The sequence below is a fragment of the uncultured Rothia sp. genome (assembly GCF_963555405.1).
In the GTDB taxonomy this organism is placed as follows: domain Bacteria; phylum Actinomycetota; class Actinomycetes; order Actinomycetales; family Micrococcaceae; genus Rothia.
Window position 1 is genome coordinate 229,522 of record NZ_CAUVVO010000001.1, and the last position, 23,288, is coordinate 252,809.

General features: G+C 60.3%; 19 protein-coding genes. 8 read left to right on the plus strand and 11 right to left on the minus strand.

Going from position 1 to position 23,288, the window contains the following annotated elements; genetic code table 11:
• Positions 1 to 285 precede the first annotated feature (285 nt).
• On the minus strand, positions 286 to 1,872 hold the full coding sequence (gene groL, locus RWL87_RS00905; protein ID WP_070824594.1) for a chaperonin GroEL: 1,587 nt from the start codon (positions 1,870 to 1,872) through the stop codon (positions 286 to 288).
• Positions 1,873 to 1,975: 103 nt separating this feature from the next.
• Complete coding sequence (groES, locus tag RWL87_RS00910; RefSeq protein ID WP_005505066.1) at positions 1,976 to 2,263, minus strand: co-chaperone GroES; 288 nt, start codon at positions 2,261 to 2,263, stop codon at positions 1,976 to 1,978.
• 248 nt (positions 2,264 to 2,511) lie between these two features.
• Between groES and RWL87_RS00915 the strand changes: the two genes are divergently transcribed.
• On the plus strand, positions 2,512 to 3,987 hold the full coding sequence (locus RWL87_RS00915; protein WP_313968600.1) for a THUMP-like domain-containing protein: 1,476 nt from the start codon (positions 2,512 to 2,514) through the stop codon (positions 3,985 to 3,987).
• A 294-nt stretch (positions 3,988 to 4,281) separates the two neighbouring features.
• Entirely contained in the window at positions 4,282 to 5,430 is a 1,149-nt protein-coding gene (locus RWL87_RS00920; RefSeq protein ID WP_313968601.1) for a glutamate--cysteine ligase, read from the plus strand.
• Between the two features lie 155 nt (positions 5,431 to 5,585).
• Here RWL87_RS00920 and tsaD read toward each other — a convergent pair whose 3' ends face one another.
• The 5 genes from tsaD to alr form a co-directional block, all read right to left on the minus strand.
• On the minus strand, positions 5,586 to 6,686 hold the full coding sequence (gene tsaD, locus RWL87_RS00925; protein WP_049345721.1) for a tRNA (adenosine(37)-N6)-threonylcarbamoyltransferase complex transferase subunit TsaD: 1,101 nt from the start codon (positions 6,684 to 6,686) through the stop codon (positions 5,586 to 5,588).
• Between the two features lie 122 nt (positions 6,687 to 6,808).
• Complete coding sequence (gene rimI, locus RWL87_RS00930) at positions 6,809 to 7,342, minus strand: ribosomal protein S18-alanine N-acetyltransferase (protein ID WP_313968602.1); 534 nt, start codon at positions 7,340 to 7,342, stop codon at positions 6,809 to 6,811.
• Positions 7,343 to 8,194, minus strand: a complete 852-nt coding sequence (tsaB, locus tag RWL87_RS00935; protein ID WP_313968603.1) for a tRNA (adenosine(37)-N6)-threonylcarbamoyltransferase complex dimerization subunit type 1 TsaB — start codon at positions 8,192 to 8,194, stop codon at positions 7,343 to 7,345. It lies immediately after the preceding gene.
• A 23-nt stretch (positions 8,195 to 8,217) separates the two neighbouring features.
• Positions 8,218 to 8,820 carry a tRNA (adenosine(37)-N6)-threonylcarbamoyltransferase complex ATPase subunit type 1 TsaE gene (gene tsaE / locus RWL87_RS00940; protein ID WP_313968604.1) on the minus strand — a complete coding sequence of 201 codons (603 nt, stop codon included), beginning with the start codon at positions 8,818 to 8,820 and terminating at the stop codon, positions 8,218 to 8,220.
• Entirely contained in the window at positions 8,820 to 10,133 is a 1,314-nt protein-coding gene (alr, locus tag RWL87_RS00945) for an alanine racemase (RefSeq protein ID WP_313968605.1), read from the minus strand. The genes tsaE and alr overlap by 1 nt, the downstream gene beginning before the upstream one ends.
• Positions 10,134 to 10,277: 144 nt before the next feature.
• On the opposite strand from alr, the gene RWL87_RS00950 reads away from it, so the two are divergent.
• The 3 genes from RWL87_RS00950 (at position 10,278) to RWL87_RS00960 (ending at position 14,339) form a co-directional block, all read left to right on the plus strand.
• Entirely contained in the window at positions 10,278 to 11,540 is a 1,263-nt protein-coding gene (locus RWL87_RS00950; protein WP_313968606.1) for a glycosyltransferase, read from the plus strand.
• 28 nt (positions 11,541 to 11,568) lie between these two features.
• Positions 11,569 to 12,351 (plus strand): phosphatase, encoded by a 783-nt coding sequence (locus tag RWL87_RS00955; protein WP_313968607.1) that lies wholly within the window; start codon positions 11,569 to 11,571, stop codon positions 12,349 to 12,351.
• A gap of 506 nt (positions 12,352 to 12,857) precedes the next feature.
• Positions 12,858 to 14,339 (plus strand): sugar transferase, encoded by a 1,482-nt coding sequence (locus tag RWL87_RS00960; RefSeq protein WP_296544704.1) that lies wholly within the window; start codon positions 12,858 to 12,860, stop codon positions 14,337 to 14,339.
• 217 nt (positions 14,340 to 14,556) lie between these two features.
• Here RWL87_RS00960 and RWL87_RS00965 read toward each other — a convergent pair whose 3' ends face one another.
• The 3 genes from RWL87_RS00965 to glmS all read right to left on the minus strand — a co-directional run bounded on the left by RWL87_RS00965 (position 14,557) and on the right by glmS (position 18,801).
• The gene (locus tag RWL87_RS00965) at positions 14,557 to 16,143 is read right to left on the minus strand and encodes a bifunctional ADP-dependent NAD(P)H-hydrate dehydratase/NAD(P)H-hydrate epimerase (protein WP_313968608.1); all 1,587 of its coding nucleotides are present in this window, start codon (positions 16,141 to 16,143) and stop codon (positions 14,557 to 14,559) included.
• Between the two features lie 69 nt (positions 16,144 to 16,212).
• Positions 16,213 to 16,650 (minus strand): holo-ACP synthase, encoded by a 438-nt coding sequence (locus tag RWL87_RS00970; RefSeq protein WP_070831739.1) that lies wholly within the window; start codon positions 16,648 to 16,650, stop codon positions 16,213 to 16,215.
• A 267-nt stretch (positions 16,651 to 16,917) separates the two neighbouring features.
• On the minus strand, positions 16,918 to 18,801 hold the full coding sequence (gene glmS, locus RWL87_RS00975; RefSeq protein ID WP_313968609.1) for a glutamine--fructose-6-phosphate transaminase (isomerizing): 1,884 nt from the start codon (positions 18,799 to 18,801) through the stop codon (positions 16,918 to 16,920).
• A gap of 184 nt (positions 18,802 to 18,985) precedes the next feature.
• Between glmS and coaA the strand changes: the two genes are divergently transcribed.
• The 3 genes from coaA (at position 18,986) to mscL (ending at position 21,699) form a co-directional block, all read left to right on the plus strand.
• Positions 18,986 to 19,942 (plus strand): type I pantothenate kinase, encoded by a 957-nt coding sequence (gene coaA, locus RWL87_RS00980; protein ID WP_005505041.1) that lies wholly within the window; start codon positions 18,986 to 18,988, stop codon positions 19,940 to 19,942.
• Positions 19,943 to 20,162: 220 nt separating this feature from the next.
• The gene (locus tag RWL87_RS00985; protein ID WP_313968610.1) at positions 20,163 to 21,026 is read left to right on the plus strand and encodes a M15 family metallopeptidase; all 864 of its coding nucleotides are present in this window, start codon (positions 20,163 to 20,165) and stop codon (positions 21,024 to 21,026) included.
• Positions 21,027 to 21,318: 292 nt separating this feature from the next.
• Positions 21,319 to 21,699: a large conductance mechanosensitive channel protein MscL gene (gene mscL / locus RWL87_RS00990; RefSeq protein ID WP_313968611.1), complete on the plus strand. Its 381-nt coding sequence runs from the start codon at positions 21,319 to 21,321 to the stop codon at positions 21,697 to 21,699.
• Between the two features lie 175 nt (positions 21,700 to 21,874).
• Here the strand turns inward: mscL and glmM are convergent, their stop codons facing one another.
• Positions 21,875 to 23,233, minus strand: a complete 1,359-nt coding sequence (gene glmM, locus RWL87_RS00995) for a phosphoglucosamine mutase (RefSeq protein ID WP_313968612.1) — start codon at positions 23,231 to 23,233, stop codon at positions 21,875 to 21,877.
• Positions 23,234 to 23,288 lie beyond the last annotated feature (55 nt).

Consider the following 23,288-nt stretch of genomic DNA (forward strand, 5'->3'; position numbering starts at 1 on the left):
TTCATCGGTGAGAAGCTCAGCCTATACGTTGCGTATGTCAAGATGCGGTACGACCCGCCTGCTCGCACCCCACAAGGTGGTTTGAGCGCAAACGGGAGCAGCTTACCTTCTATAGTAAACCGCTAAAGGTTTCTTTGCTGAGAAGCACTCATAGTAAGCACCCCTCAGCGGGAGGCCGCCGGTAGGTTCTAGCGCACTCACGAACGCGAGCGCACCCGAGCCTACCGACAGCGAGTGCCCGGTACCGCCTCCAGTTCAGGGGGCAGTACCGGGCACACACACTTTTTAGTCTTCTTCTGTTTCTTCGGGCTTCTCAACCACCAGGGTCTCGGTGGTCAGCACCAGAGCCGCGATGGAGGAGGCGTTCTGCAGGGCCGAACGAGTCACCTTCACCGGGTCAATCACGCCGGCCTCAATCAGGTCGCCGTACTCGCCGGTCTTGGCGTTGTAGCCGTGACCCACGGGCAGCTCGGAGACCTTGGAGACGATGACGTAGCCGTCCTCGCCGGCGTTCTCAGCAATCCAGCGCAGCGGCTGAACCAGGGCGCGGCGAACAATCTGCACGCCCACGTTTGCGTCGTGGTTATCCAGCTCCAGGCCGTCCAGCGCCTTCAGAGCGTGGACCAGCGCGGAACCACCACCGGAGACAATGCCCTCTTCCAGGGCTGCGCGGGTGGAGGAGACAGCATCCTCGATGCGGTGCTTGCGCTCCTTCGCCTCAACCTCGGTTGCGGCACCGACCTTGATGACGCCCACGCCGCCGGCCAGCTTAGCCAGGCGCTCCTTGAGCTTCTCGCGGTCCCACTCGGAATCCACGCGCTCGATTTCGCGGCGCAGCTGCTGCACGCGGTCCTCGATGGCCTCGGGGTCGCCGCCGCCGTCCACGATGGTGGTGTGGGACTTGGTGACGGTCACGCGGCGTGCCGAGCCCAGGTGCTCCAGGGTAACCTGCGGCAGGTCGATGCCGAGCTCGCCGGTCACGACGGTACCGCCGGTCAGGATTGCGAGATCCTGCATGATGGCCTTGCGGCGGTCACCGAAACCGGGGGCCTTCAGAGCCACCACGTTGATGGTGCCGCGCAGCTTGTTCACGACCAGGGCGGAGAGCGCCTCACCGTCAACGTCTTCAGCGATGATGGTCAGCGGCTTCTTGGCCTGAACGATCTTTTCGAGCACGGGCATGATCTCTGCGATGGTGGAAATCTTGCCCTGGTAGAGCAACACCAGGGTGTTCTCCAGGACAGCCTCGCCGCGCTCGGCGTCGGTGACGAAGGAGGGAGAGAGGTAGCCCTTGTCGAACTGCATACCCTCGGTAATCTCCAGCTCAATCTCGGTGGAGGAACCATCCTCGATGGTGATGACGCCGTCCTGGCCGACCTTCTCGAAGGCGCGAGCCAGCAGCTCACCAATCTGCTCGGACTGGGCGGAGATAGCGGCGACGTGCGCCACCTCGGGGCCCTGCACGGGGCGTGCGTTCTCGAGCAGGCGTGCGGAGACAGCCTCCACGGCCGCCTCGATGCCGCGCTTGACGTCCGCGGGAGCCGCGCCGCTGGTCACGTTGCGCAGGCCCTCGTTCACCAGCGCCTGCGCGAGCACGGTTGCGGTGGTGGTGCCGTCACCGGCAACGTCGTTGGTCTTGGTGGCGACTTCCTTCGCCAGCTGGGCGCCCAGGTTCTCGTACGGGTCGTCCAGTTCAATCTCGCGGGCAATGGACACGCCGTCGTTGGTGATGACGGGCGCACCCCACTGCTTATCGAGCACAACATTGCGCCCGCGCGGGCCAAGGGTTACCTTGACCGCGTTTGCCAGCTTATCGACGCCGGCCTGCAGGGACTTGCGGGCGGCATCGTTGAATTCAAGCTGCTTAGCCATGTGTTCGCTACTCCTAGTGCGTCACAGAAAGAAAATGAGGGGGCAGATGATAGCTCATGCGCCGCACCGGGTGAACGGTACGGCGCATGAGTATTCGAAGTGATTAGTCGACGATTGCCAGCACGTCGCGTGCGGAGAGAATCAGGTACTCCTCGCCCTGGTACTTGACCTCGGTGCCACCGTAGCGGGAGAACACGACAACGTCGCCTTCCTTGATGTCAACGGGGATGCGGTTGCCCTTCTCATCCACGCGGCCGGGGCCAACGGCGACAACGCGTGCTTCCTGCGGCTTTTCCTTCGCAGTTTCGGGGATGACCAGACCGGATGCGGTGGTCTGCTCAGCCTGTTCAATCTTGATAACGACGCGGTCTTCCAGCGGCTTGATGGCCATAATCGGTTCCTCCGGATTGTGGATTGACGTTTAATGCGAGACAGCGGCGCAGTGGTGCGCCCAATGTACTGTCTCGAGTGCTACCTCAACTCTAATTTCACCTGCGCTTTCGGTCAAGAAAAGTAGCGCTCTGCCGGGGTGTTTCACCGCAAGGCGAACGCTGAGCAAAAAGCTGGGCGGCACGGGCTGCACTGTGGGGTTTCGGCAGGCATACTCGGGGACGCGCCCGTGGCATGCCACCCCGTAAAATGAGGAGCATGCCTACCTCCCCTTTTACCCCCGCCGCTGAGCTTCCGTTCAGCGCCGAAGCGCTCGCGGCAGCCGATGAGCTCTACCCGCTGGATTCGGACACCCTCAGCGCCGTCACGTCTTTGCGTTCGCGCGGTTTTACCCCCGAGGAGTCCGCGCAGATTATTTCACTGGCACAGGCTCGCACCCGTGCGCGTGCCAAGTTCGGCGAGCGCGCCCGCGTCCTCATGCTGACTCAGGAGGCGGCGGAGCAGGCGACCCGCCCGGTGATTGCGCATTATCGCGCTCAGCGTCTGCGTCCGGCTGCCGGTACGGTGGCTGATTTGGGGTGCGGTATTGCCTCGGATTCTGCCGTGTATGCGGCGGATCGCGGCGCCGTGGTTGCGGTGGAGCTGGACCCGTTGACAGCTTCTTTTGCGGCGAAAAACCTTGAATTCTGCCCGCAGGCACGCGTGTATTCGGGCGATGTGACCGACTATGTGCACGGCGAGCTTCTGGACGCCGCTGGCGATCCGGCGGGCATCGTGTGGATGGACCCGGCACGCCGTAAGCTGCGCGGTGCGAAGAAGGCTCAGACGGAGCGTCTTTTTGATCCTGAGGCGTTCTCTCCCCCGTTCTCGTTCGTGCTGAATCTGGCGCGTACGGGCGTGCCGATGGGCGTGAAGCTGGGTCCCGGTTTTCCGCATGAGGGCATCCCCTCCCCCGAGGACATTGCCTCGGAGGCGAACCCAGCCCCGCGTGTTGAGGCGGAGTGGATTCAGTCGGAGGGGTCCCTCGCCGAGCTGGTGCTCTGGTTTAACGCGTTGGCGCAGGAGGGTGTGGCTCGCACCGCAACTTCGGTGCGTGAGCTGCCCGCTGAAGAAGCCGACCTCGGTGAAAGCCCCGAGGAAATCCCCAACGAAAGCTCTAACGAAGACTCCAAGAAAACCAGCGCCCTACTACCGCCCTACGAGGCGGTGAGCTTCCGTAGCCCCCTCACGGCTGAAGAGGCGGAGCAGAGCGTTGAAGTTCCGGTGTCCCTGCCGCAGCCAGATGAATACCTGCTGGAGCCCGCCCCGGCGATTGTGCGCTCGCACCTGGTCGCGGAGTTTGCGCAGAGTATTGGTGCGCACCTACTGGATGAGCACCTGGCGTACCTGTGTTCTGCAGAGCCGGTGGAGCATCCGCTGGTCGCCTGCTATGAGGTGCTGGAGGAGATTCCCCTGCAGGAGAAGCAGCTGAAGCGTTGGGTGCGTGAGCAGGGCTTTACGGCGCTGACGATTAAGAAGCGTGGCGTGGATATTGTTCCGGAGCAGTTGCGTGCGCGCCTGCTGGGTTCTGCAGGTTCTAAGACCTCTAAGAAAAAACAGAAAAAGAATGCTAATTCTTCTTCGGGTGCGCAGGAGCCCACCTACCGTCCGGCAACCCTGGTCTTCACCCGCATCGGTTCGGGCAGGGACTCGCGCCGTATCGGCTGGCACGTGCGCCCGCTCTAGCCTCGCCCAACCCCAACTACCCAGCACCGTGCTCAGTTACCGTTCGTGACGATTCGTTACGGTACCGTTTTCGGATTCTGCACTCGACAGGGCGCTGAGCACCGCTAGACCGTACACTAGATACAGTGCCTAATGAGAAGATACGGGCCTAATAAAGATACGAGGCCCAGTAGAGGTACTCCCCCGCGGAGCCGGCTCTCACCAGCTAGTACCCTGCCGGGCCGAACCCACCGATAGCAAACTTCCGTAGTCGGCACTGTGCACGACACTATTTCCAGACGCAGGAAAGGCCATATGATCGACTTTGCTTCCTCCCCGCAGTCCACTCTCGGCGTGGAATGGGAGATTGCACTTATCGACCGTGAAAGCGGCGAACTGACCCAGCGCGCCGGTGAGGTGCTGTCCATCCTGCGCGAGCACCGCCCCGAGCTACTCGAGCCCGCCTCCGACCGCGCGCACGTGACCGGCGAATTCCTGGAGAACACCATCGAAGTGGTGACCGGCATCTGCCACACCGTCGCCGAGGCATGCCGCCAACTGCAGGAGCTGACCGACACCATCCGCGAGATTACCGATGACCTGGGCATTGAGTTCTACCCCGCCGGCACGCACCCCTTCTCCCACTGGGCTGATCAGCCGGTCGTGGCGAAGGAACGCTACCAGCGCGTGGTCGAGCGTGCCCAGTACTGGGGCCGCCACATGGTCATTTACGGCGTGCACGTGCACGTCGGCATTGACTCCCGCGATAAGGTTCTGCCGCTCATTGACGCGCTGACCAACTACGGCCCGCACCTGCTGGCGCTTTCGTGCTCCTCCCCCTACTGGGATGGAATCGACACCGGCTATGCTTCGCACCGCACCCAGCTTTACCAGCAGCTGCCGACCAACGGCCTGCCCTTCCACTTTGACACCTGGGAGCAGTACAGCGAGTACCTGGAATCGCTGGTGGCAACCGATGTGATTAACGACCCGAGCGAGGACCGTTGGGATGTGCGCCCGGTTCCGCGCTACGGCACCATTGAGATGCGCTACTGCGATGGCCTCGCCTCCCTGCCGGATGTTGCCGCGATCGTGGCGTTCACGCAGTGCCTGGTGGAGTACTTCTCCCGCCGCATTGAGGCGGGCGAAAGCATTGAAGTGCTCGCCCCCTGGCACGCGCAGGAGAATAAGTGGCGCGTAGCCCGCTACGGCCTGGAGGCTAAGATCGTAGTCTCCAACGAGCCGGTACAGCGCACCCTGCGCGAAGATTTCGAACTGCTTCTGCCCAAGCTGGAGCCGGTGGCACGCGACCTTGACTGCGAGCTGGAGCTGGCGCAGGTGCGTCGCATCCTTGTGGAGGGTACCGGTGCGGATCGCCAGCGTGCGGTCTTCGAGAAGACCGGCTCTCTGCGTGAGGTGGCGCTGGATGTTGCCGCGCAGTCCCGCGCGCGAGCACTGCGCTAGAGCCGATTCCCCCCCAACTAAAGCTTGAATACAGAAATGCCTCGGCGCACTCCTTTGGGAGACTGCGCCGAGGCATTTCTATGAGTATTTTTGAGGCGAGCCACAGGAACGCGCCCGCACTGCCCTTCTGAAGCAGGACGTTTAGAACAGCCCGCCTAGAAGCAGACCGTGGTCACCGGCAGGGAGGAGTCCGTCGTGAAGTCCACGCCCGAGGGCTCACGACCGGCGGCGACCAGGCGGGCGCCCAGGGCGGCAACCATAGCGCCGTTATCGGTGCACAGGGTGAACTTCGGGATAATCAGACGCACCCCCTCAGAGGCGCATCGGGCAGCAAGCAGCTCACGCAGGCGCGAGTTAGCCGCAACGCCACCGCCGAGTAGCAGGGTCTTCATGCCCTGCTCGCGGCAGGCAAGCATCGCCTTCTTGGTGATGACGTCCACGACCGCCTCCTGGAAGGACGCGGCAATATCGGCGACCGGGACCTCTTCACCGGCGGCTTCAAAGCTTTCGATCACGCGCGCCACTGCGGTCTTCAGGCCCGAGAAGGAGAAGTCGTAGCGATGCTCTCCGGGGTTCTCGGCGGTGCCCATGAATTTGCGGTTCGACAGGCCGCGCGGGAACACGAAGGCGTTGCGGTTGCCCTCTGCGGCGGCGCGGTCGATGGCGGGGCCGCCCGGGTAGTTGAGGCCGAGCAGTCGGGCGACCTTGTCGTAGGCCTCGCCGGCGGCGTCATCCAGGGTTGCGCCGAGCAGGCGCACATCGGAGGTAATGTCTCGCACCTGCAGGATTTCGGTGTGACCGCCAGAGACCAGCAGCGCACCCAGACCACCGGAACCGGCATTCGCCAGCAGGTCGGAGCCGTCTTCGGTGCCGTTGTCCTCCAGCAGGCCAACGCCAACGTGGGCGACCAGGTGGTTAATGCCGTAGAGGGGCTTGCCGGTGGCGATAGCGAGCGCCTTCGCCGCGGAGACACCCACCATGAGTGCGCCCGCCAGGCCGGGGCCCGCCGTGACGGCGATAGCGTCCACCTCGTCGAGGGTGATGTCCGCTTCGGCGAGTGCCGCCTTGAGGGCGGGAATCATGGCGTCCAGGTGGGCACGGGAGGCGATTTCGGGAATCACGCCGCCAAAGCGCACGTGCTCTTCCATGGAGGAGGAGATGGTGTTGCTGAGCAGCTGTGCACCGCGCACAATGCCGATACCGGTCTCATCGCAGGAGGATTCGATGCCCAGAACGAGGGGTTCGCGAGTGCTCATAGTTCGTCTTTCTGTTGCGCTGTCTGCGCGTAGTGCTTCTTGATGCTGTGGTGTAAAGGTGATGTGGCGGAAAGGTGCCAAGTATTACTGGGAGTGATGCACCGTTTAGCTCAACAGGCTATTTAGAACGTGCATTCCATAATGATGGCGTCGGTTCCGTCATCGTAGTAGCCGCGGCGTACGTGAATCGCACGGTAGCCGTTGCGTTCGTAGAGGCGCTGGGCGCGCGGGTTGTCGGCACGCACCTCCAGTAGGATGCGCTCGGCACCCAGCTCGCGGGCACGCTCGTGCATCTGCTCGAGCATGGCTCGGCCGTAACCGTGGCCCTCGTACTCGGGAAGCACGCCGATGGTTTGAACGTCGGCGGTGTCGGCTACGACCATGGTTCCGCAGTAGCCGATGGCGCGCCAGTCACCCTCATTACCTTCCGAGCCTTCTGCGGGCAGTTCGAGCATGTAGTAGGTGCGGGTCGGGTGGGTCAGCTCTTCGAGGAACATGTCGATGTGCCAGGCGTCGGCGGGAAACAGGGTGGTCTCCATGCGGTGCATTGCCTGCACGTCCGCGAGTTCGGCAACGCGCAATCGGGCGCCCAGTGCCAGGTTATTCAGCGCCAGGTCGTCTCGCACGATATTTTCAGAGTTCTCAGCGGTGCTCATTTAGCTCTCCTTCTGCGCCGCAGTCTGTGCAGTAGCCTGACCAGCAGCCTGTGCCGCCTGCTTCTGCTGGCGGGCGAGCATCGCGGCGGGGACCTTCGCATCCGAATCGCGCAGGTACTGGGCGGAGGTGTCCTCGCTCAGGTTCTGCACACCCAGGCGTGCCGCGGCGGCGACCAGGTACTCGGCGTGCGGGTGAACCTCCCGGGCGGAATCGACGATAGTCCAGCCATGCTCTTCGAGGGTCTCGGCGTACAGTCCGGCGCCGTAACCGTAGGCGTAAGAGGGCCCCTCACCGGGCAGAATTTCGGAGGCGGGGCATACGTTCGGGCCGTCCACCAGGGTGTAGCCTTCGGCGTTCACGCGGTAGCGGGCGGAGTAGACTTCGCGGCGACGCGCGTCGGAGAGTACGAGCAGCTCAGTACCTTCTACAGGCTCAGCACCTTCAGCAGAGGCGAACGCTCGTTCTACATTCTCTTCCCCGGCTGTGTCTCCAGCTGCGTCCCCGGCAACCACGCCAGACACAGCACGCTCAGCCAGCGCGGTCAGGCTCATCATGCCGTACACCGGCACCGACCAGGCAAAACCCAGAGCGCGCGCAGTAACGATACCGGCGCGAAGGCCCGTAAAAGGTCCCGGACCGGTACCGGTCAGAATTGCATCCAAATCTTCGCCGCGCACGCCAGCGTCCTGCAGGGCCGCCTGCGCGTAGGGGCCCATCACCTCGGCGTGGGAGCGGGTATCTTCACTCTCGTAGCGGGCGAGGATTTCGAAGGACGCACCGGCTTCGGAGCCGTGCACACGGGCGAGCGCCACAGATGCGGTGGCGGATGAATCAAGGGCAAGTACTAGCACCCTATCATTCTAACGCGCGGGCTCTAGGCGCTCTGCAGGGCTTCTTTCAGGGCGTCGAAAGCGTGCTCCCAGCGGGGGCCGAAGGCTCGTACCCGCAGCAGGCGAGGCTCGGGGGTGTCCGCGTCCTCGTCGCTTTCGTCATCTTCGTCGTCCCAGCTGAACTCTTCGGCACCAGAGTAGGCGAAGCGTGCATCCGCGCCGGTCAGACGGGTGAAGTCCAGCTCCAGGCGGGAATCGCTCAGGTGCTCAGCCTTATCGCGACCCCACTCGATGACGGTCACCGAGCGCGGCAGGGAGAACTCCAGATCCAGGTCGTCGAGCTCTTCGGCGCTGGAGAGGCGGTAGGCGTCCACGTGCACCAGGTCGGGGCCGCCGGGGCGGGGGCCGTCCGGCAGGTTCGGGTGCACGCGCGAGAGCACGAAGGTCGGTGAGATAACGCCTTCACGCACGCCCAGGCCTTCACCCAGGGAGCGGGTGAACGTGGTCTTACCCGCGCCGAGCTCGCCCGAGAGCAACAGTACGTCCCCGGCGTTCAGGTGCTGCGCCAGGGTGAGCGCCAGGCGGCGGGTATGGTCGGGGCCGGTCACATCCAGGTCGAGTGCGGCAGAAATATACTCAGAGCTCATTAGCCCTCCTGCTCCTGCCCGGTACCCCACAGCTCGTTCAGCTCAGCTTCAACCCAGGAGCCGCCAACATAGAGGCGCTCCACGCGGGACGAAATGCGGGTCACGATTTCGTAGTTAATGGTCTGCGCGGCATCCGCCCACTCTTCCACGGGCGGATTCTCACCGGCACCAAAAAGGATGGCAGGCGCCCCCAGGTAGCCCAGGGCGGGGTCGCTCAGACCGGGTTCGCCCAGGTCAACAACCATCTGGTCCATGGCGACGCGACCAACCACGCGGTAGGTCGTGCCCTCCGCGTTGTTAGGCACGGAGCCGTTCTCCGTATTCTGCGCGCCCGGGTAGATGCGCACCGGCGCGTTCTCCGCAATGCGCGGCACACCGTCCGCGTAGCCAAGCGGAACCAACGCCAGGGTAGTTGCCTTGGGAGTGTGGTAGCGCAAACCGTAGGAAACGCCCTGACCTGCCGGGACTTCCTTCACCGCGGCGATGTAGCTACCCACCGTCATGACGGGCTTCAAGCCCAAGTCCTCAGAGGTGACCCCCGGCAGCGGAGAGAGACCGTACAGAGCAAGGCCGCAACGCACACCGTCACCGAGCAGACGCTCCTCCGTATCCCACCCCTCCAGGGAGGCGGTCAGGGTCGCCGGCGAATTCGCCAGGTGCACAATCTTCGGGTCCAGGCCAGCCTCGCGTGCCTGGGCCACAAACGTATCCAGGGTGTCGAGCTGCTGGGCAGTCTCGGCGCGGGTCGGCTCGTCCGCAACCGCCAGGTGGCTGAAAATACCCTCAACCGTAATCAGACCGGCATCCTCCAGGGAGGCGGCGCGAGCCACCAGCGCGGGCCAATCCGCCGCGGTGGCGCCGTTACGACCCAGACCGGTATCAGCCTTCAGATGCACGATAGCGCGCTCGCCGGTGCGTTCAGCGGCGGCGGCTACCGCCTCCAGGTCCCAGCCGGAAACGCCCAGACGAATCTTCTCCTGCAGTGCCGCATCAAAGTCGGTGGAGGGGGTGTGCAGCCACGCCATGAGCGGCGCGTCAATACCGTCAGCACGCAGTTCCAGGGCCTCGTTCACGTGCACCACGCCCAGCAGGTCGGCACCGGCAGCAATAGCTGAACGTGCCACCGGGTACGCGCCGTGACCGTACGCATCCGCCTTAATCACGGCAATGAGCATGCGGTCACCAATGAGTTCCTTGAGGCGGCGCACGTTATGTTCCAGCGCGTCAAGGTCAATCGTGGCGCTACGTTCCACCTGGCCGGGAGTGCAGGGCGGGCAGTAAAGCGGTTCGGCAGGCTGCTGAGGGTGAGTCATGGTCCTTCACGGTCCTTCTGACGGGCGGGTACTACAGGCTGCGCTTGGTCAGCCTCTCTTCTACTAAATTCTAGACCTCCCGGTGTGCGAAAGTCCTATCGCGCTACACTAGGTCAGGTACACCTTTGAGAGAGGAAAGCATCGATGAGCACTCTGCCGCCGGTTCGGACGGTTCACGTGTATTCCATGCACACCGACCCCTTTGCGCAGCCCGGTAGCGGAGATGCAGGCGGCATGAACGTCTATATTGCCCGGTCGGTGCACGCCATGCTGGAGCTCGATCCGGAGCTGCGGGTTGAGGTTTTCACGCTGGACCGCGGTGAGGCGCTTCCGGCTGATTCGCCGTTCCGTCAGCCTCCTCAGCCCGGCGAGCGCATTGTGCGCCACAGCCTTGATCTTCCGTCCGCTCGTGGTCTTTCGAAGAACGAGTTAGCTACGGTCACCGATGATTTTGCGCATGCGTGCGTGGAGCAGGCACTGTACACCCCAGATATTATTCACGCCCACTACTGGCTATCTGGTCAGGCTGCGGCTCGCGCATCCCAGCTGTGGTCGGCTCAGGGCGTTGGATTCCCGGTTCCCGTTCTTTTCACTCCGCATACGACGGCTGCCGCCAAGGATGCGCGCCGCGGCGAAGGTGAAGCGCCCGAGTCTGAGGAACGATACCGCGCCGAGCGTCTGATGAGTAGCTCCGCGAGCCAGGTGATTGTGAATACTCCCCTGGAGGCGCAGCAGATGGGCGAGTACTACGGTACGGATGCGCAGAAGCTTGCCATTATCCCGCCGGGTGTTGACACCTCGATTTTCCATACGATTCCGGGGGTGCATCCGCTCAACGACACCTCGGAGACTCGTTGCCGCATTGTGTTTGCCGGTAGGCCTCAGCCGTTGAAGGGCCCGCATCTGCTGGTGGAGGCGCTCGCACTGCTCCCGGATGACCTGCAGGTGGATGTGGACATTATTGGTCGTTCCGATTCGGATTATGAGCGCCGCCTCCTGGAGCGCGCGGAGCAGCTGGGCGTGGCAGATCGGGTGCATTTGAAGGCCCCAGTTCCGGCGTCTGAGCTGGCGAATATTTTCCGTGCCGCCGATATTGTGGCGTCCCCTTCTTCTTCTGAAACGTTCGGTCTGGTGGCGCTGGAGGCGCAGGCGTGCGGCGCGGCGGTGCTCGCTACGGATGCTGACGGTTTGCGCTATGCGGTGGAGAACCATCGTACGGGTCTGCTGGTGGCGCCTCGTACCCCGGAGCGTTGGGCGGCGGCTATTGAGCGTCTAGTGCGTGCCCCGTATTTACGTCATTCGTTGGGCGCGAACGCCGCGGCGCGTGCCCGCACGATGGGTTGGGATCAGACTGCGCGTAGGACCCTTGAAGCTTATGCCGAGGTACGTCAGGGTATCTCGCAGTAATTTATTTTTGACGTTGTGAGGAGTTTTAATGTCTTTCTCCATGAGCCGCGATGAGTTCGCCGCATACCTGGATTCGGTGCGTATTACCGGCGAGGTGGCGACCCCGCGCGAGAACAATCTGGACCATATTCAGGGTTTCCTGGACGGTAATGAGCACCTTGAGTTTGGTGTGCAGTGGACCCGCGAGTGGGATTACGATTCGGTGTTTGAGGTAATGGTCCGCCGCGCGGGTCTGAACCCGGACCGTTCGCATACTCACGGTCAGGACACGATTGGTGCCGAGCAGTGCATCAGCACGTTGGAGGAGTACGCCCGCATTTTCGGTGAGGCGGTACGCGCTGGCTCCCGCATTCTGTTTGCGACCGGCCACCCGGCGGGTCTGTTCCCCATGTACGCGGTGATGGCTGCGGCGGCGAAGGCTGCTGGTGCTGAAGTTCTTCAGATTGAGGAGGGCGAGCGCTTCCTCGACGGTGACGTCCGCCAGATTATGGATGTCGTGATGTTTGAGCAGTACGGCAACCTGCAGCATACGCATTTCCCCGGCCCGATGCGCATCGCTTTGGATCAGCTGGAGGCGCGCGGCGTGACCCCGGATCTGGTGGTTTCGGATCACGGTATGGGTGGTTATGCGGCGTCTACTCGTAAGCTGCTGACGATTGGCATTGCGGATTGTAATGATCCGGGTCTGTTTGTTGCGGCTGAGCAGGGAGATTTGCCGGTGTGTGTGCCGATGGATGATAACGTTCCGCCGCGTCGCTATGAACCGATGATTAATTTCATTTTGGATTGTGCGGGGCTTGAGCGCCCTTAATGTCCCTTTTACGCCGTGTGCGTAGGGCTTGTTATTGAGCCTCCGGGGTTTGTCTTTTTATATGCCGGTTATTGTTTTTCTGCAGATGCGTGAAACATACCGGTAGTTTTGGGAGTTTCTTAGCTCCACTAGGCATTCTTCCCGGAGGCTCTTATTCTCTTCTTTTTCTGTGATTGATTTCATCACACCGGAGCGACTTTGCCTCTTCATTCTTCGAGACGGAAGACCCCCGACCCCGTAGAATAGTTTACGGAACACGTTTATGCGCTCAGCGGGCTCATATAACGCTCCACTAGGCGTCTTACCAGCGCCTTTGCCGTAGTCTCTGCCATTATTCACTCAGCAAGATTAAGGGTTCACTCATTCATCAGGACAAAGACTAGGACACGTCTCCCTTACACCGATAATTAGGGGTAAATGTGCCTATTCGCCGCTCTCAGTCCGCAATACAGGACAAATTTCCGGGGAAGATTACACCGTTGAAAGTACAAGATCGTCTTAAAAAAATGTGGGGTTCAGACTTCGTTATCAGGCGAAGCTGGCATCCCAAGGTTCAGCGTGCCCTTTACTTTGGCGATTTTTTCGCCATTGCTATTGCGGTTGTCGCTGCGCATCTAATTCGCTTCGGGTGGGAAAATGCTGACCTGCCCTATGTGAACGTTTGGCCTATTAATGTTCTCGATGGCCGCGTACCCGCGATGGACTATATCTTCTTGGGTATTGGCCTGACCGTTGGCTGGTGGTTTATTCTCCAGGTGAATGGCTCCCGTAGCCTGCGCATTATGGGTTTCGGTACTGAGGAGTACCGCCTCATTACTCGCGGCAGTACTTATTTCTTCTGTCTGCTGATTATTGTGGCGTTCTTCCTCAAGGTTGACGTCACCCGCATGTACCTGCTGATTGCTTACCCGCTGGGTCTGTTCTTCCTGTTGATGGAGCGTTGGGTTATTCGTCAGGGCCTGGTGCGTTCGCGTACTCGCGGTCGCGCGTTGACTCGCGTCATGATTATTTCTGATGTGACGACCGGTCAGCACCTGTACAAGAATTTGAAGGATGTGGTTGCTTCCGGCCTGTCCCCCGCTGCGTTCTACCTGCCCGGTTTCACTCCCGGTACTACTGTTGCTGGTGCGCCGATTCCGGTGCTTGGTTACAGCACTTCTCCGGCTGACATTATGGAAGCTATCCGCGAGAACGATATTCACATGGTCGCTGTTACGAATGGTCACCACTTGAGCCCGGATCAGGTTCGTCTGCTGGGTTGGAAGCTGGCGGATGCGCATATTTCGCTGATTATGGCTCCGGCTACGACCGATATTGCTGGTCCGCGTATGCACATGCAGCCGCTGAACGGTCTGCCGCTGGTGCACGTGTCGACTCCGCGTATTACCGGTCTGTCGGCGTTCTTCAAGCGCGCCGTGGACGTTGTGTCCTCGGGCCTGGGTTTGATTCTGCTCTCTCCGCTGTTCCTGGTGGTTGCTCTGCTGGTTAAGCGTGATGGCGGCCCGGTCTTCTTCCTTCAGAACCGTGTGGGTCTGAACGGTGAGCTTTTCAAGATGGTGAAGTTCCGTTCGATGCGTACTGACGCTGAAGAGGTTAAGAAGCGCCTCATGGAGCAGAACGAGGGTAACGGCGTGCTCTTCAAGATGAAGGACGACCCGCGTATTACCCCCATCGGTAAGTTCATCCGTAAGTACTCGATTGATGAGCTGCCTCAGCTGTGGAACGTGTTCATTGGCGATATGTCGCTGGTGGGTCCCCGTCCTCCGCTGGTTGAGGAAGTTGAGCAGTACGAGGATATTGCGTACCGCCGCCTGCTGGTGAAGCCGGGTATTACCGGTCTGTGGCAGGTTTCGGGCCGTAGTGATCTTTCATGGGAAGAGTCGGTTCGTCTGGATCTCTACTATGTTGAGAACTGGTCGCTTACCGGTGACTTCATTATTCTTCTGCGTACTGTCCGTGCGGTTTTCGCTAAGGAAGGCGCGTACTAAGAAGGATTGCGGGAGTTTCTCCTGCTGGCGCGTATGCCGGTTTTAGTGATGCTGTCCCGGCACAGGCAGCTCGGCATCGTGCATTGATATAAACGCGTTGAAGGGGCGTGAATCCATTTCCTGTGGATTCACGCCCCTTCTACATACCCAGGGTGTCTGGGGAGCTCTTCCCTTCGTCTTGAACCGAGAGTCAGAGCGTTAGGGGTGTTCCGCTCCCCTATTCGGCGATGAGTCGCGCGATAACTTCGGGGAGCATCTCTGCGACTCGGGTTGCGGGTGCCGGGCCGGGCAGGGCGTCCTTGACGCTTCCGGTGGCGCTGGCGCGTGCGGCTTCGCCGTGCAGGTAGACGGCGAGCGCACCAATGGAGGCGAAGGTGCAGCCTTCCAGGGCTTCTCCGCGGGCATCGAAGGCGGCTACGGTCTGGGCGAGCAGGGCGCCGTAGATACCGGTGAGGGTGTCGCCGCTACCTGCGGTGGCGAGCCAGGGGCTTCCTCCGGCAACACTGTAGGTAGCGCCGTTGGGTGCTGCAATGAGCGTGTAGCCGCCCTTGAGCATGACGGTGGCGCCGGAGAGTTCGGAGGCGGCACGCACCCACCGGAAGGGCTCTGCGTCGATGTCCTTGCGGCTGGGTACGATGGCGTCGCCCAGGTGCTTTGTCCAGACTTCGGGGGCGAGCTCATGCACGATGCGCAGGAAGCGTTCGAGCTCTGCCGCGTGCGGGGTGAGAATCTTGTGGGAGCCGAGCTGCTTGCCGGTTGCCATGTATTCTGCCGCCAGGTCGCAGGCGCCCGCGTCAAGAATGGCGGGTTCGGGCGAGTGGAGCAGGTAGCGGTTCTTATCCAGCGAATCGTGGCTGGATCCGGAGCCCCCCGCCCAGACGGTGACCCTCTGCAGGGCGGGTGCGCCGCTGAAGTAGACGGTTTCGGGGTTGTGGGCAATCATGAGCTGGCGCAGCTCGTGGGAGTTGGCGTTGAAGCGAACCATACCCACGCCGGTGTTGAGAGCGGCACGCACGCTCATGAGGGCAGCGCCAGGGTATTCGAGGCTTCCGGTGAGCATGCCGAGTACGCCGCGGGTGTACTTGTGGGAGTGTTCGTCGGGTACTTCGATGAGCTCGCGGTAGTCTTCGCGCTCGAGGACGCGCAGGGCGGGCTTGTGGGCGTTGAGGGCTTCGGGTACGCCCAGGTCGTAGAGCTTAATATCTCCGGCGTGCACGCTGTGGCTAGTTCCTGCCGGTAGCTTGTGGCCGATGAAGGTGACGGTGCGGTCGGCGCGTAGGGAGGGTTCATGCACGGTTCCGCGGTTGTTGTCGACTCCGGAGGGGGTGTCTACGGCGAGGACTGCACCGAGCTTGCCGTCGAGCTGTGCGGCGCGCAGGGTGCTCAGGTATTCGCCAGCGCTACCGCGTACGGCGCCGCTGGAACCAGTTCCGAGAATACCATCGATGGTCAGGTCGTAGCCGGCAAGCTGCTCGTGGGTGTGTTCGGGGTCGAGCACGCGGGTGCCTTCGCCGCCTTCGCGGGCGATGAGTTCGAGGTTCTTTTCACTGGGGTCGAAGACGACGGCATCAACGCGGTGGCCCTTGGCGCTGAGACGGGCGCCGGCGTAGATGGTGTCTGCGCCGTTGTTGCCCGGACCGATGAGCAACAGGATTTTTGCTTTCTCCTTGCCGTGGAGCAGGTCCTGCGCTTCGGCTGCAACGGCGTCTGCAGCACGTTGCATGAGGTAGCCGTCGTAGTCGGCGGCTTCAATGTAGGGCTTTTCTGCTTCGCGTACCTGGGAAGCAGTGTAGATGAGCTTCATTGCTGTCTCCTTGGGTGGCACCGTGCGGGCCTTAGGGGTCACCTGGTGTGGTGTTGGTGTGACTCTGCGTTAGTCCTCGGTGTCGTCACCGGCGATAACGCTGAGTCGGTAGCTTTCGGGGTTGAACTTTTGCAGGTGCGCCAGTTCTGCGTCGCTGAGGTATTCCGCCGTTGCGATGGCGATGGCCATGGGTTCGTCGTGGGTCAGCGAGAGGTGGATGCGGTTGATGCCGAGTTCTTTAGCTCGGCGGGCGATGGTGCCCTGAATGATGAGGTAGGGCTGGCCGCTTTCGGCAGTGGCTACTTCGCAGTCTTGCCAGTTGAGTCCTGCGGGTGCTCCGAGTACTTTTGCGACGGCTTCTTTGGCGGCAAATCGTACGGCTTGGGAGCGCACGTTTCGGGTGCGTTCGTTGGGGGTGAAGACGCGGCGGACGAAGGCGGGTGTTTCGGTGACGATTCGTTCGAATCGTTCGATGTTGACAGTATCTACGCCGATTCCCATAATCATGAGCTTCACCTTCTGGGCTAGGGGTGGTGCCGCGTCCTGTTTGCGGTTTCTCTTGTTTTAAGTCTAGCGAGGTTCGCGTCTTTTGGGCGGTTTACCGTCAAATATGACACCTGGTTGATGCCTGTTCCACAGCGTCTATTTTTGTTGGATCATCCATGAATAACCGAGTGGTTAAACGACAAGGGCGGTGGTTGAGTTCTCTAAGAACTCAACCACCGCCCTTTCGTAATCGCTGAGGCGATTTCCGAGGAGGTTACTTCAGAAGGATTACTCCACGGTCACGGACTTTGCGAGGTTACGCGGCTGGTCAACGTCCAGGCCCTTAGCTTCTGCCAGTGCGCATGCGAAGATCTGCAGGGGCACGGTTGCCAGCAGGGGCTGCAGCAGCGAGGGGCATGCCGGGACGGTGATGAGGCGGTCTGCGTAGGGCTTGACTGCCTCGTCGCCTTCCTCAGCGATGACGATGGTGAAGGCGCCGCGTGCGCGCACTTCCTGGATGTTGGAGACGACCTTGCCGTGCAGGGAGTCGCGACCGTTTGCGGAGGGAACCACTACGATGACCGGCTGGCCTTCATCGATCAGTGCGATGGGGCCGTGCTTGAGCTCGCCTGCTGCGAAGCCTTCAGCGTGGATGTAGGTGATTTCCTTGAGCTTGAGTGCGCCTTCCATTGCGACGGGGAAGCCCACGTGGCGGCCGAGGAAGATCACGGAGGAGGCATCCTTCATTTCGACGCCCAGTTCCTTGACCTGGGTGTCGTTGTCGATGACCTTCTGGATCTTTGCGGGCATGTTCTGCAGCTCGGCGAGGATCGAAGCGATTTCGTCCTTGTACTTGTTACCGCGCAGCTGTGCCAGGTACAGGCCGAGCAGGTATGCTGCGGTGATCTGTGCCAGGAATGCCTTGGTGGATGCCACTGCGATTTCGGGGCCTGCGTGGGTATACAGTGCAGCGTCGGATTCGCGGGGCAGGGTCGAGCCGTGGGTGTTGCAGATGGAGATAACCTTTGCGCCCTGTTCGCGTGCGTGGCGCACTGCCATCAGGGTGTCCATGGTCTCACCGGACTGCGAGAGCGCCACGATGAGGGTCTTCTCGTTCACGATGGGGTCGCGGTAGCGGAACTCGTGTGCGAGCTCAACCTCGGTGGGGATGCGGCACCAGTGCTCGATGGCGTAGCGTGCCACCTGGCCTGCGTATGCTGCGGTACCACATGCGACGACGATGATCTTGTCAATCGAGCGAAGCACCGAGTCGTCGATGTTCAGCTCGTCGAGGGTCAGGTTGCCGTTCTCGTCGAGGCGGCCCATGAGGGTCTGCTCAACAGCTGCGGGCTGCTCGTGGATTTCCTTCTCCATGAAGGAGTTGTAGCCGCCCTTTTCGGCTGCTGCTGCGTCCCACTCGATGTGGAAAGGCTTGCCCTCTGCGGGGTTGCCTTCGAAGTCGATGATGGAGTAGTCGGTGCCGGTGATGGTCACAATCTGGTCCTGACCCATCTCGACAGCTTCCTTGGTGTAGTCAATGAACGCGGAGACGTCCGAGCCGAGGAAGTTCTCGTTCTCACCCAGGCCGATGACCAGCGGGGAGTTGCGGCGGGTTGCAACAACGCGGTCCGGGTGGTCGGCGTGGATTGCCAGGATGGTGAAGGCACCTTCCAGGCGGTTGGACGCGATGCGTACTGCCTCGGTGAGGTCACCGGTACCGAGCTTGTTGTAGATGCTTGCGATGGTTGCCGCAGCTACCTCGGTGTCGGTCTGAGATGCGAACTCTACACCTTCGGCGAGCAGTTCGGCACGCAGTTCTGCGAAGTTTTCGATAATACCGTTGTGTACGACGGCGAGGCGGCCGTTGTCGACAACGTGGGGGTGAGCGTTGTTGTCAGTGGGTCCACCGTGGGTTGCCCAACGGGTGTGACCGATACCAATCTGGGAGTCCGGCAGGGGGTGTTCCTTGACCTCGTTCTCAAGGTTCAGGAGCTTGCCTGCCTTCTTACGGAATACGATACCGTCGGGGCACACGAGTGCCACGCCAGCAGAGTCATAGCCGCGGTATTCCTGGCGGCGCAGACCTTCGAGGACCACATCGTATGCGTTGTGGTCAAACTTGTTACCGTCCGGAGCAGTGTCCAGACCTACATATCCTACGATTCCACACATGCTATAAGTTTATCCCACAAGTATCCGAATATGCGCACGGTGAAATACCGTTATGCGTCACGTTTAATGTGGCTTTCCTAGCTTTTTCGGGTTTTATGCTTTTCTTTCCATAAATTTATTTCTTCGGACAAACCGTGAGGGCGGATATTTTCCCCGCAGGCTGAAAGTTCGTACACTTAGATAAATGAGCACCGCACCGTATTTTTCTGGCGATGACCGTTTCATGCATCTTGACCGTTCCCGTTGGTCGCACCTAGCCGATGAGATTTCTGTCCCCCTCAGCGCTGAGGAGATTGAGTCTCTTCGAGGTCTGGGTGAAACTGTCGACCTTGAGGAGGTACAGCGTATTTATCTACCTGTTTCCCGTCTTCTGAATCTGTATGTGACTGCTGCGTCTTCGCTGAACCATATGACGAATGATTTTCTGCATGTGTCTCAGCGCCGCGTGCCGTTCATTATTGGTGTGGCGGGTTCTGTTGCTGTGGGTAAATCGACGACGGCGCGTATTTTGCAGGCTCTTTTGAGTCGTTGGCCTTCTACTCCGAAGGTTCAGCTGGTGACTACGGATGGTTTCCTATACCCGAATGCTGAGCTTCAGCGTCGCGGTATTATGCACCGTAAGGGTTTTCCTGAGTCGTATGATCGCCGTGCTCTGTTGAATTTTGTGTCTCAGGTGAAGTCTGGTGCTGAACGTGTGGTTGCGCCTAAGTATTCGCATCTGTATTACGACATCATGCCGGATGAGCATATTGAGGTCACGGCACCGGATGTGCTGATTCTTGAGGGTCTGAATGTTTTGGCTCCTTCGCAGGCTGAGGGTCCTGAGACTTCTGATCTGACGTTGAGTGATTTCTTTGATTTCTCTATTTATGTCGATGCCCGCACTGAGGATATTGAGCGCTGGTATGTAAATCGTTTCTTGACGCTGCGTTCTTCGGCTTTTGCTAATCCGGAGTCCTATTTCAAGCGTTATGCGGAGCTGAGCGATGAGCAGGCGGTTGAGGTGGCAACAGGTATTTGGAAGAGCGTGAATGAGCCGAACCTGGTGCAGAATGTTTTGCCGACTCGTGCTCGTGCGCATTTGATTCTGCAGAAGGGTGCCGAGCATACCGTGGAGCAGGTTCTTCTGCGTAAGAATTAGAGGCTTTTTGGGCTTTTAGTGTTCGTGTGCGACTTTTAGCCACTCGTGTCACGCATTTGTGGTGCATTCTAGTAGAAGGCGCCGGAGGCTCCACTCCCTCGCGGGGTGGGTTTAGGCTTCCGGCGCTTTTTGTATGCACCGTTACGCAGCACGATTAGGAGTTATTGTGAATTCCCCGCACCGCACATCCGATTCTCAGGCCTCTTGTGAAAATTCTGTGGTGAACCGCCGCACTCTTTTGGGCGCCGCTTTGGGCGTTGGCGGTACCGCTTTTTTGGCGGCCTGTGGTTCGCAGGGTCAGGGTGCTTCTTCTTCGCCGTCAGCTTCTTCTGCAGCTTCTTCCTCAGCTGCCTCCTCGCCCTCGGCGGCAAACGCTTCGGCTTCTGGGATCCCTTCTCCCACCGGTGTTGCCTCTTCGACTGTTCCCTCCCCCACCGCTTCTGCGAGCGCTTCGGCGTCTGCGAGCGCATCGGGATCCGCCACGCTCGCTCCGGCGCAGCCGAGTGTTGAGGCTCAGCCGGACTCGCTGCGTTGTCTTGTGAATAAGATGCGTCCCTTTGCGCAGCTGGATTGGGAGCCGAGTGATCTGGTGGAGTTCTACGGTCAGCAGTTGCGTGCAGAGGCCGCTAAGGCAGCGGACACGATGATTGATGCGGCTGCTGCTGATGGCGTGACTCTGCTTGTTTCTAGCGCGTATCGTTCGTATGCGGTGCAGCAGCAGACCTATCAGTATTGGGTTTCGGTGAACGGTCAGCAGGTGGCGGATCAGTTATCGGCTCGCCCCGGCTACTCGGAGCATCAGACGGGTTTGGCGATTGATTTCGCCTCTCCTGAGGGCTGCCGCCTGGAGGAGTGTTACCGCGATACGCTGGCTGGTCAGTGGCTGGCGAAGAATGCTCCGCGTTACGGATATATTTTGCGTTTCCCCGATGGTCGTCAGTCGGTGACCGGCTATCGTTTTGAGCCGTGGCATTACCGTTATGTGGGTGTGCAGATTGCTCAGGAGTATGTGTCTTCGGGCGCGAAGACTTTTGAGGAGTTTATCGGTACGGGTGCGGCACCCGATTATGCAAGTGCGAACTAGGCTCTGGGCTAAGCTTTCGGCTTTGCCAGGTGCGCCGAGTGGTGATGTGTATCGTCTTTCTAGATTCTGTGCCGGAAATAAATAGGCACAGTAGATGCATATTTTTTCGCGTACACGCCGCGTAAATCCGCGGTTTTTCGCAGGTTTCAAAGATTTTTAGTCACCTTTATGTGACCTAGACCTTAAGTATTGGGTGCCACAGAACCACTGTGAAGAAAAACACATGCTTTACAACGAAAATTTTCTCAGAATATGGCATTTTCTGAGGCAAAAAGGCGCTATTCTATATCTCATGCTTAAGGGTTTTAAAGATTTTGTAATCCGCGGTAACGTCATCGACCTCGCAGTTGGTCTGATTATGGGTACCGCCTTCACCGCTGTGGTGACCTCGCTTGTCCAGGCCGTCCTGATGCCGGCTATCTCCATGCTGGTTGGCTCCCCCAACTTCGACAACTTCCTGGTCTTCGGCCAGATCAAGGTTGGCGTGTTCCTGACCGCTATTGTCAACTTCATCATGATTGCAGCTGCTGTGTACTTCGCAGTTGTTGTGCCCACTCAGAAGCTGACTGAACTCGCGCTGGCTAAGAAGAAGGCTGAAGACGAGGCTATTGAAAAGGAAGAGACCGAGCTTGACCTCCTGAAGGAGATCCGCGACGCTCTGGCAAAGAAGTAATTTCTCTGCTCTCTACCACTAATTTTTCAAACCCCCGTATCCCCCGTGGATACGGGGGTTTTCCGCATCCTTATCCCCTACGCCCGCCTAAGATAACGAAGAAGGGCTGGGAAGGTAACACCTTCCCAGCCCTTTCTCTATCCTCCATTCCGGTCTTCGCACCGGAAGAATACGTTTAGAGTGCCAATTCCTTAGCCACGACGTCAGCCAGCTGCTGAGCAACCTCATCAGCCTGCTCCTGGGTTGCAGCCTCAACCATCACGCGAACCAGAGGCTCAGTGCCGGATGCACGCAGCAGCACGCGGCCACTCTCGCCCAGTACGCCTTCAGCCTCGCTCACAGCGGTAGCGAGCGCCTCGTTGGTCTTCACAGCCGCACGGTCAACGCCCTTGACGTTGATCAGACGCTGCGGGGTGGGCTGCATGCGGGATGCCAGCTCGGAGAGAGTCTGACCGCTACGAGCCACCTCTGCTGCCAGCTGGATGCCGGTCAGAACGCCGTCACCGGTGGTTGCGTAGTCGCTCATGATGACGTGGCCGGACTGCTCGCCGCCGAGGTTGTAGCCGTGCTCGCGCATGGACTCGAGGACGTAGCGGTCGCCAACAGCGGTACGGCCGAGGGTAATGCCGTGCTCACGCAGGTACAGTTCCAGACCCAGGCTGCTCATCACGGTTGCGACGAGGGTGTCCTTGGAGAGCTTGCCTTCGCGCTTAGCGGCAACAGCCAGGATAGCCATAATCTGGTCGCCGTCTACCAGGTTGCCCTTCTCGTCAACTGCCTGGCAGCGGTCAGAGTCGCCGTCGTGTGCGATACCGAGGTCTGCACCGTGCTCAACCACTGCTGCCTGCAGCTTCTCGGGGTGGGTGGAGCCCACGCCGTCGTTGATGTTGGTGCCGTTGGGCTCCACAGCCAGTGCGATGACCTCAGCACCCAGCGCCTCGAAGGCTGCGGGAGATGCTGCGTATGCTGCACCGTTTGCGCAGTCCAGAACAATCTTCTTGCCGGTGAGGGGCTTGCCCTCGGGCAGAGTGGAGACCAGGTGCTTCACGTAAGCTTCGGTACCGTTCTCCAGGGGCTTGACGGTACCTACAGCGCCACCGGTCGGGTAGCGGAAGGACTTCTCACGGTAGACGCGCTCAATAGCGTCCTCGACGGAGTCTTCCAGCTTCTGGCCGCCACGTGCAAGGAACTTAATACCGTTGTCCGCTGCGGGGTTGTGCGATGCAGAAATCATCACACCGAAGTCAGCACCGGTGTGTGCCACCAGGTACGCTGCTGCGGGGGTGGGGACGATACCTGCGTCCAGTACGTCAACGCCTGAGCTAGCGAAGCCAGCCTTCATCGCAGAGACAATAAAGTCTGCAGAGGATCGGGAGTCATTTGCGATCACGGCGCGGGGGCGTACACCCTCTTCTACCGTGTCAAAGCCCAGCACAATAGAGGCCGCCTGCGCGAGCTCCATAGCCAGGGCGGGAGTAATTACATCGTTTGCCAGACCGCGTACGCCGTCGGTTCCAAAAAGTCGTTCAGTCACCCTTTTATTTTACGATGGGCATAACTCTCCCCAGGCGTATACACCGTATTTTCTT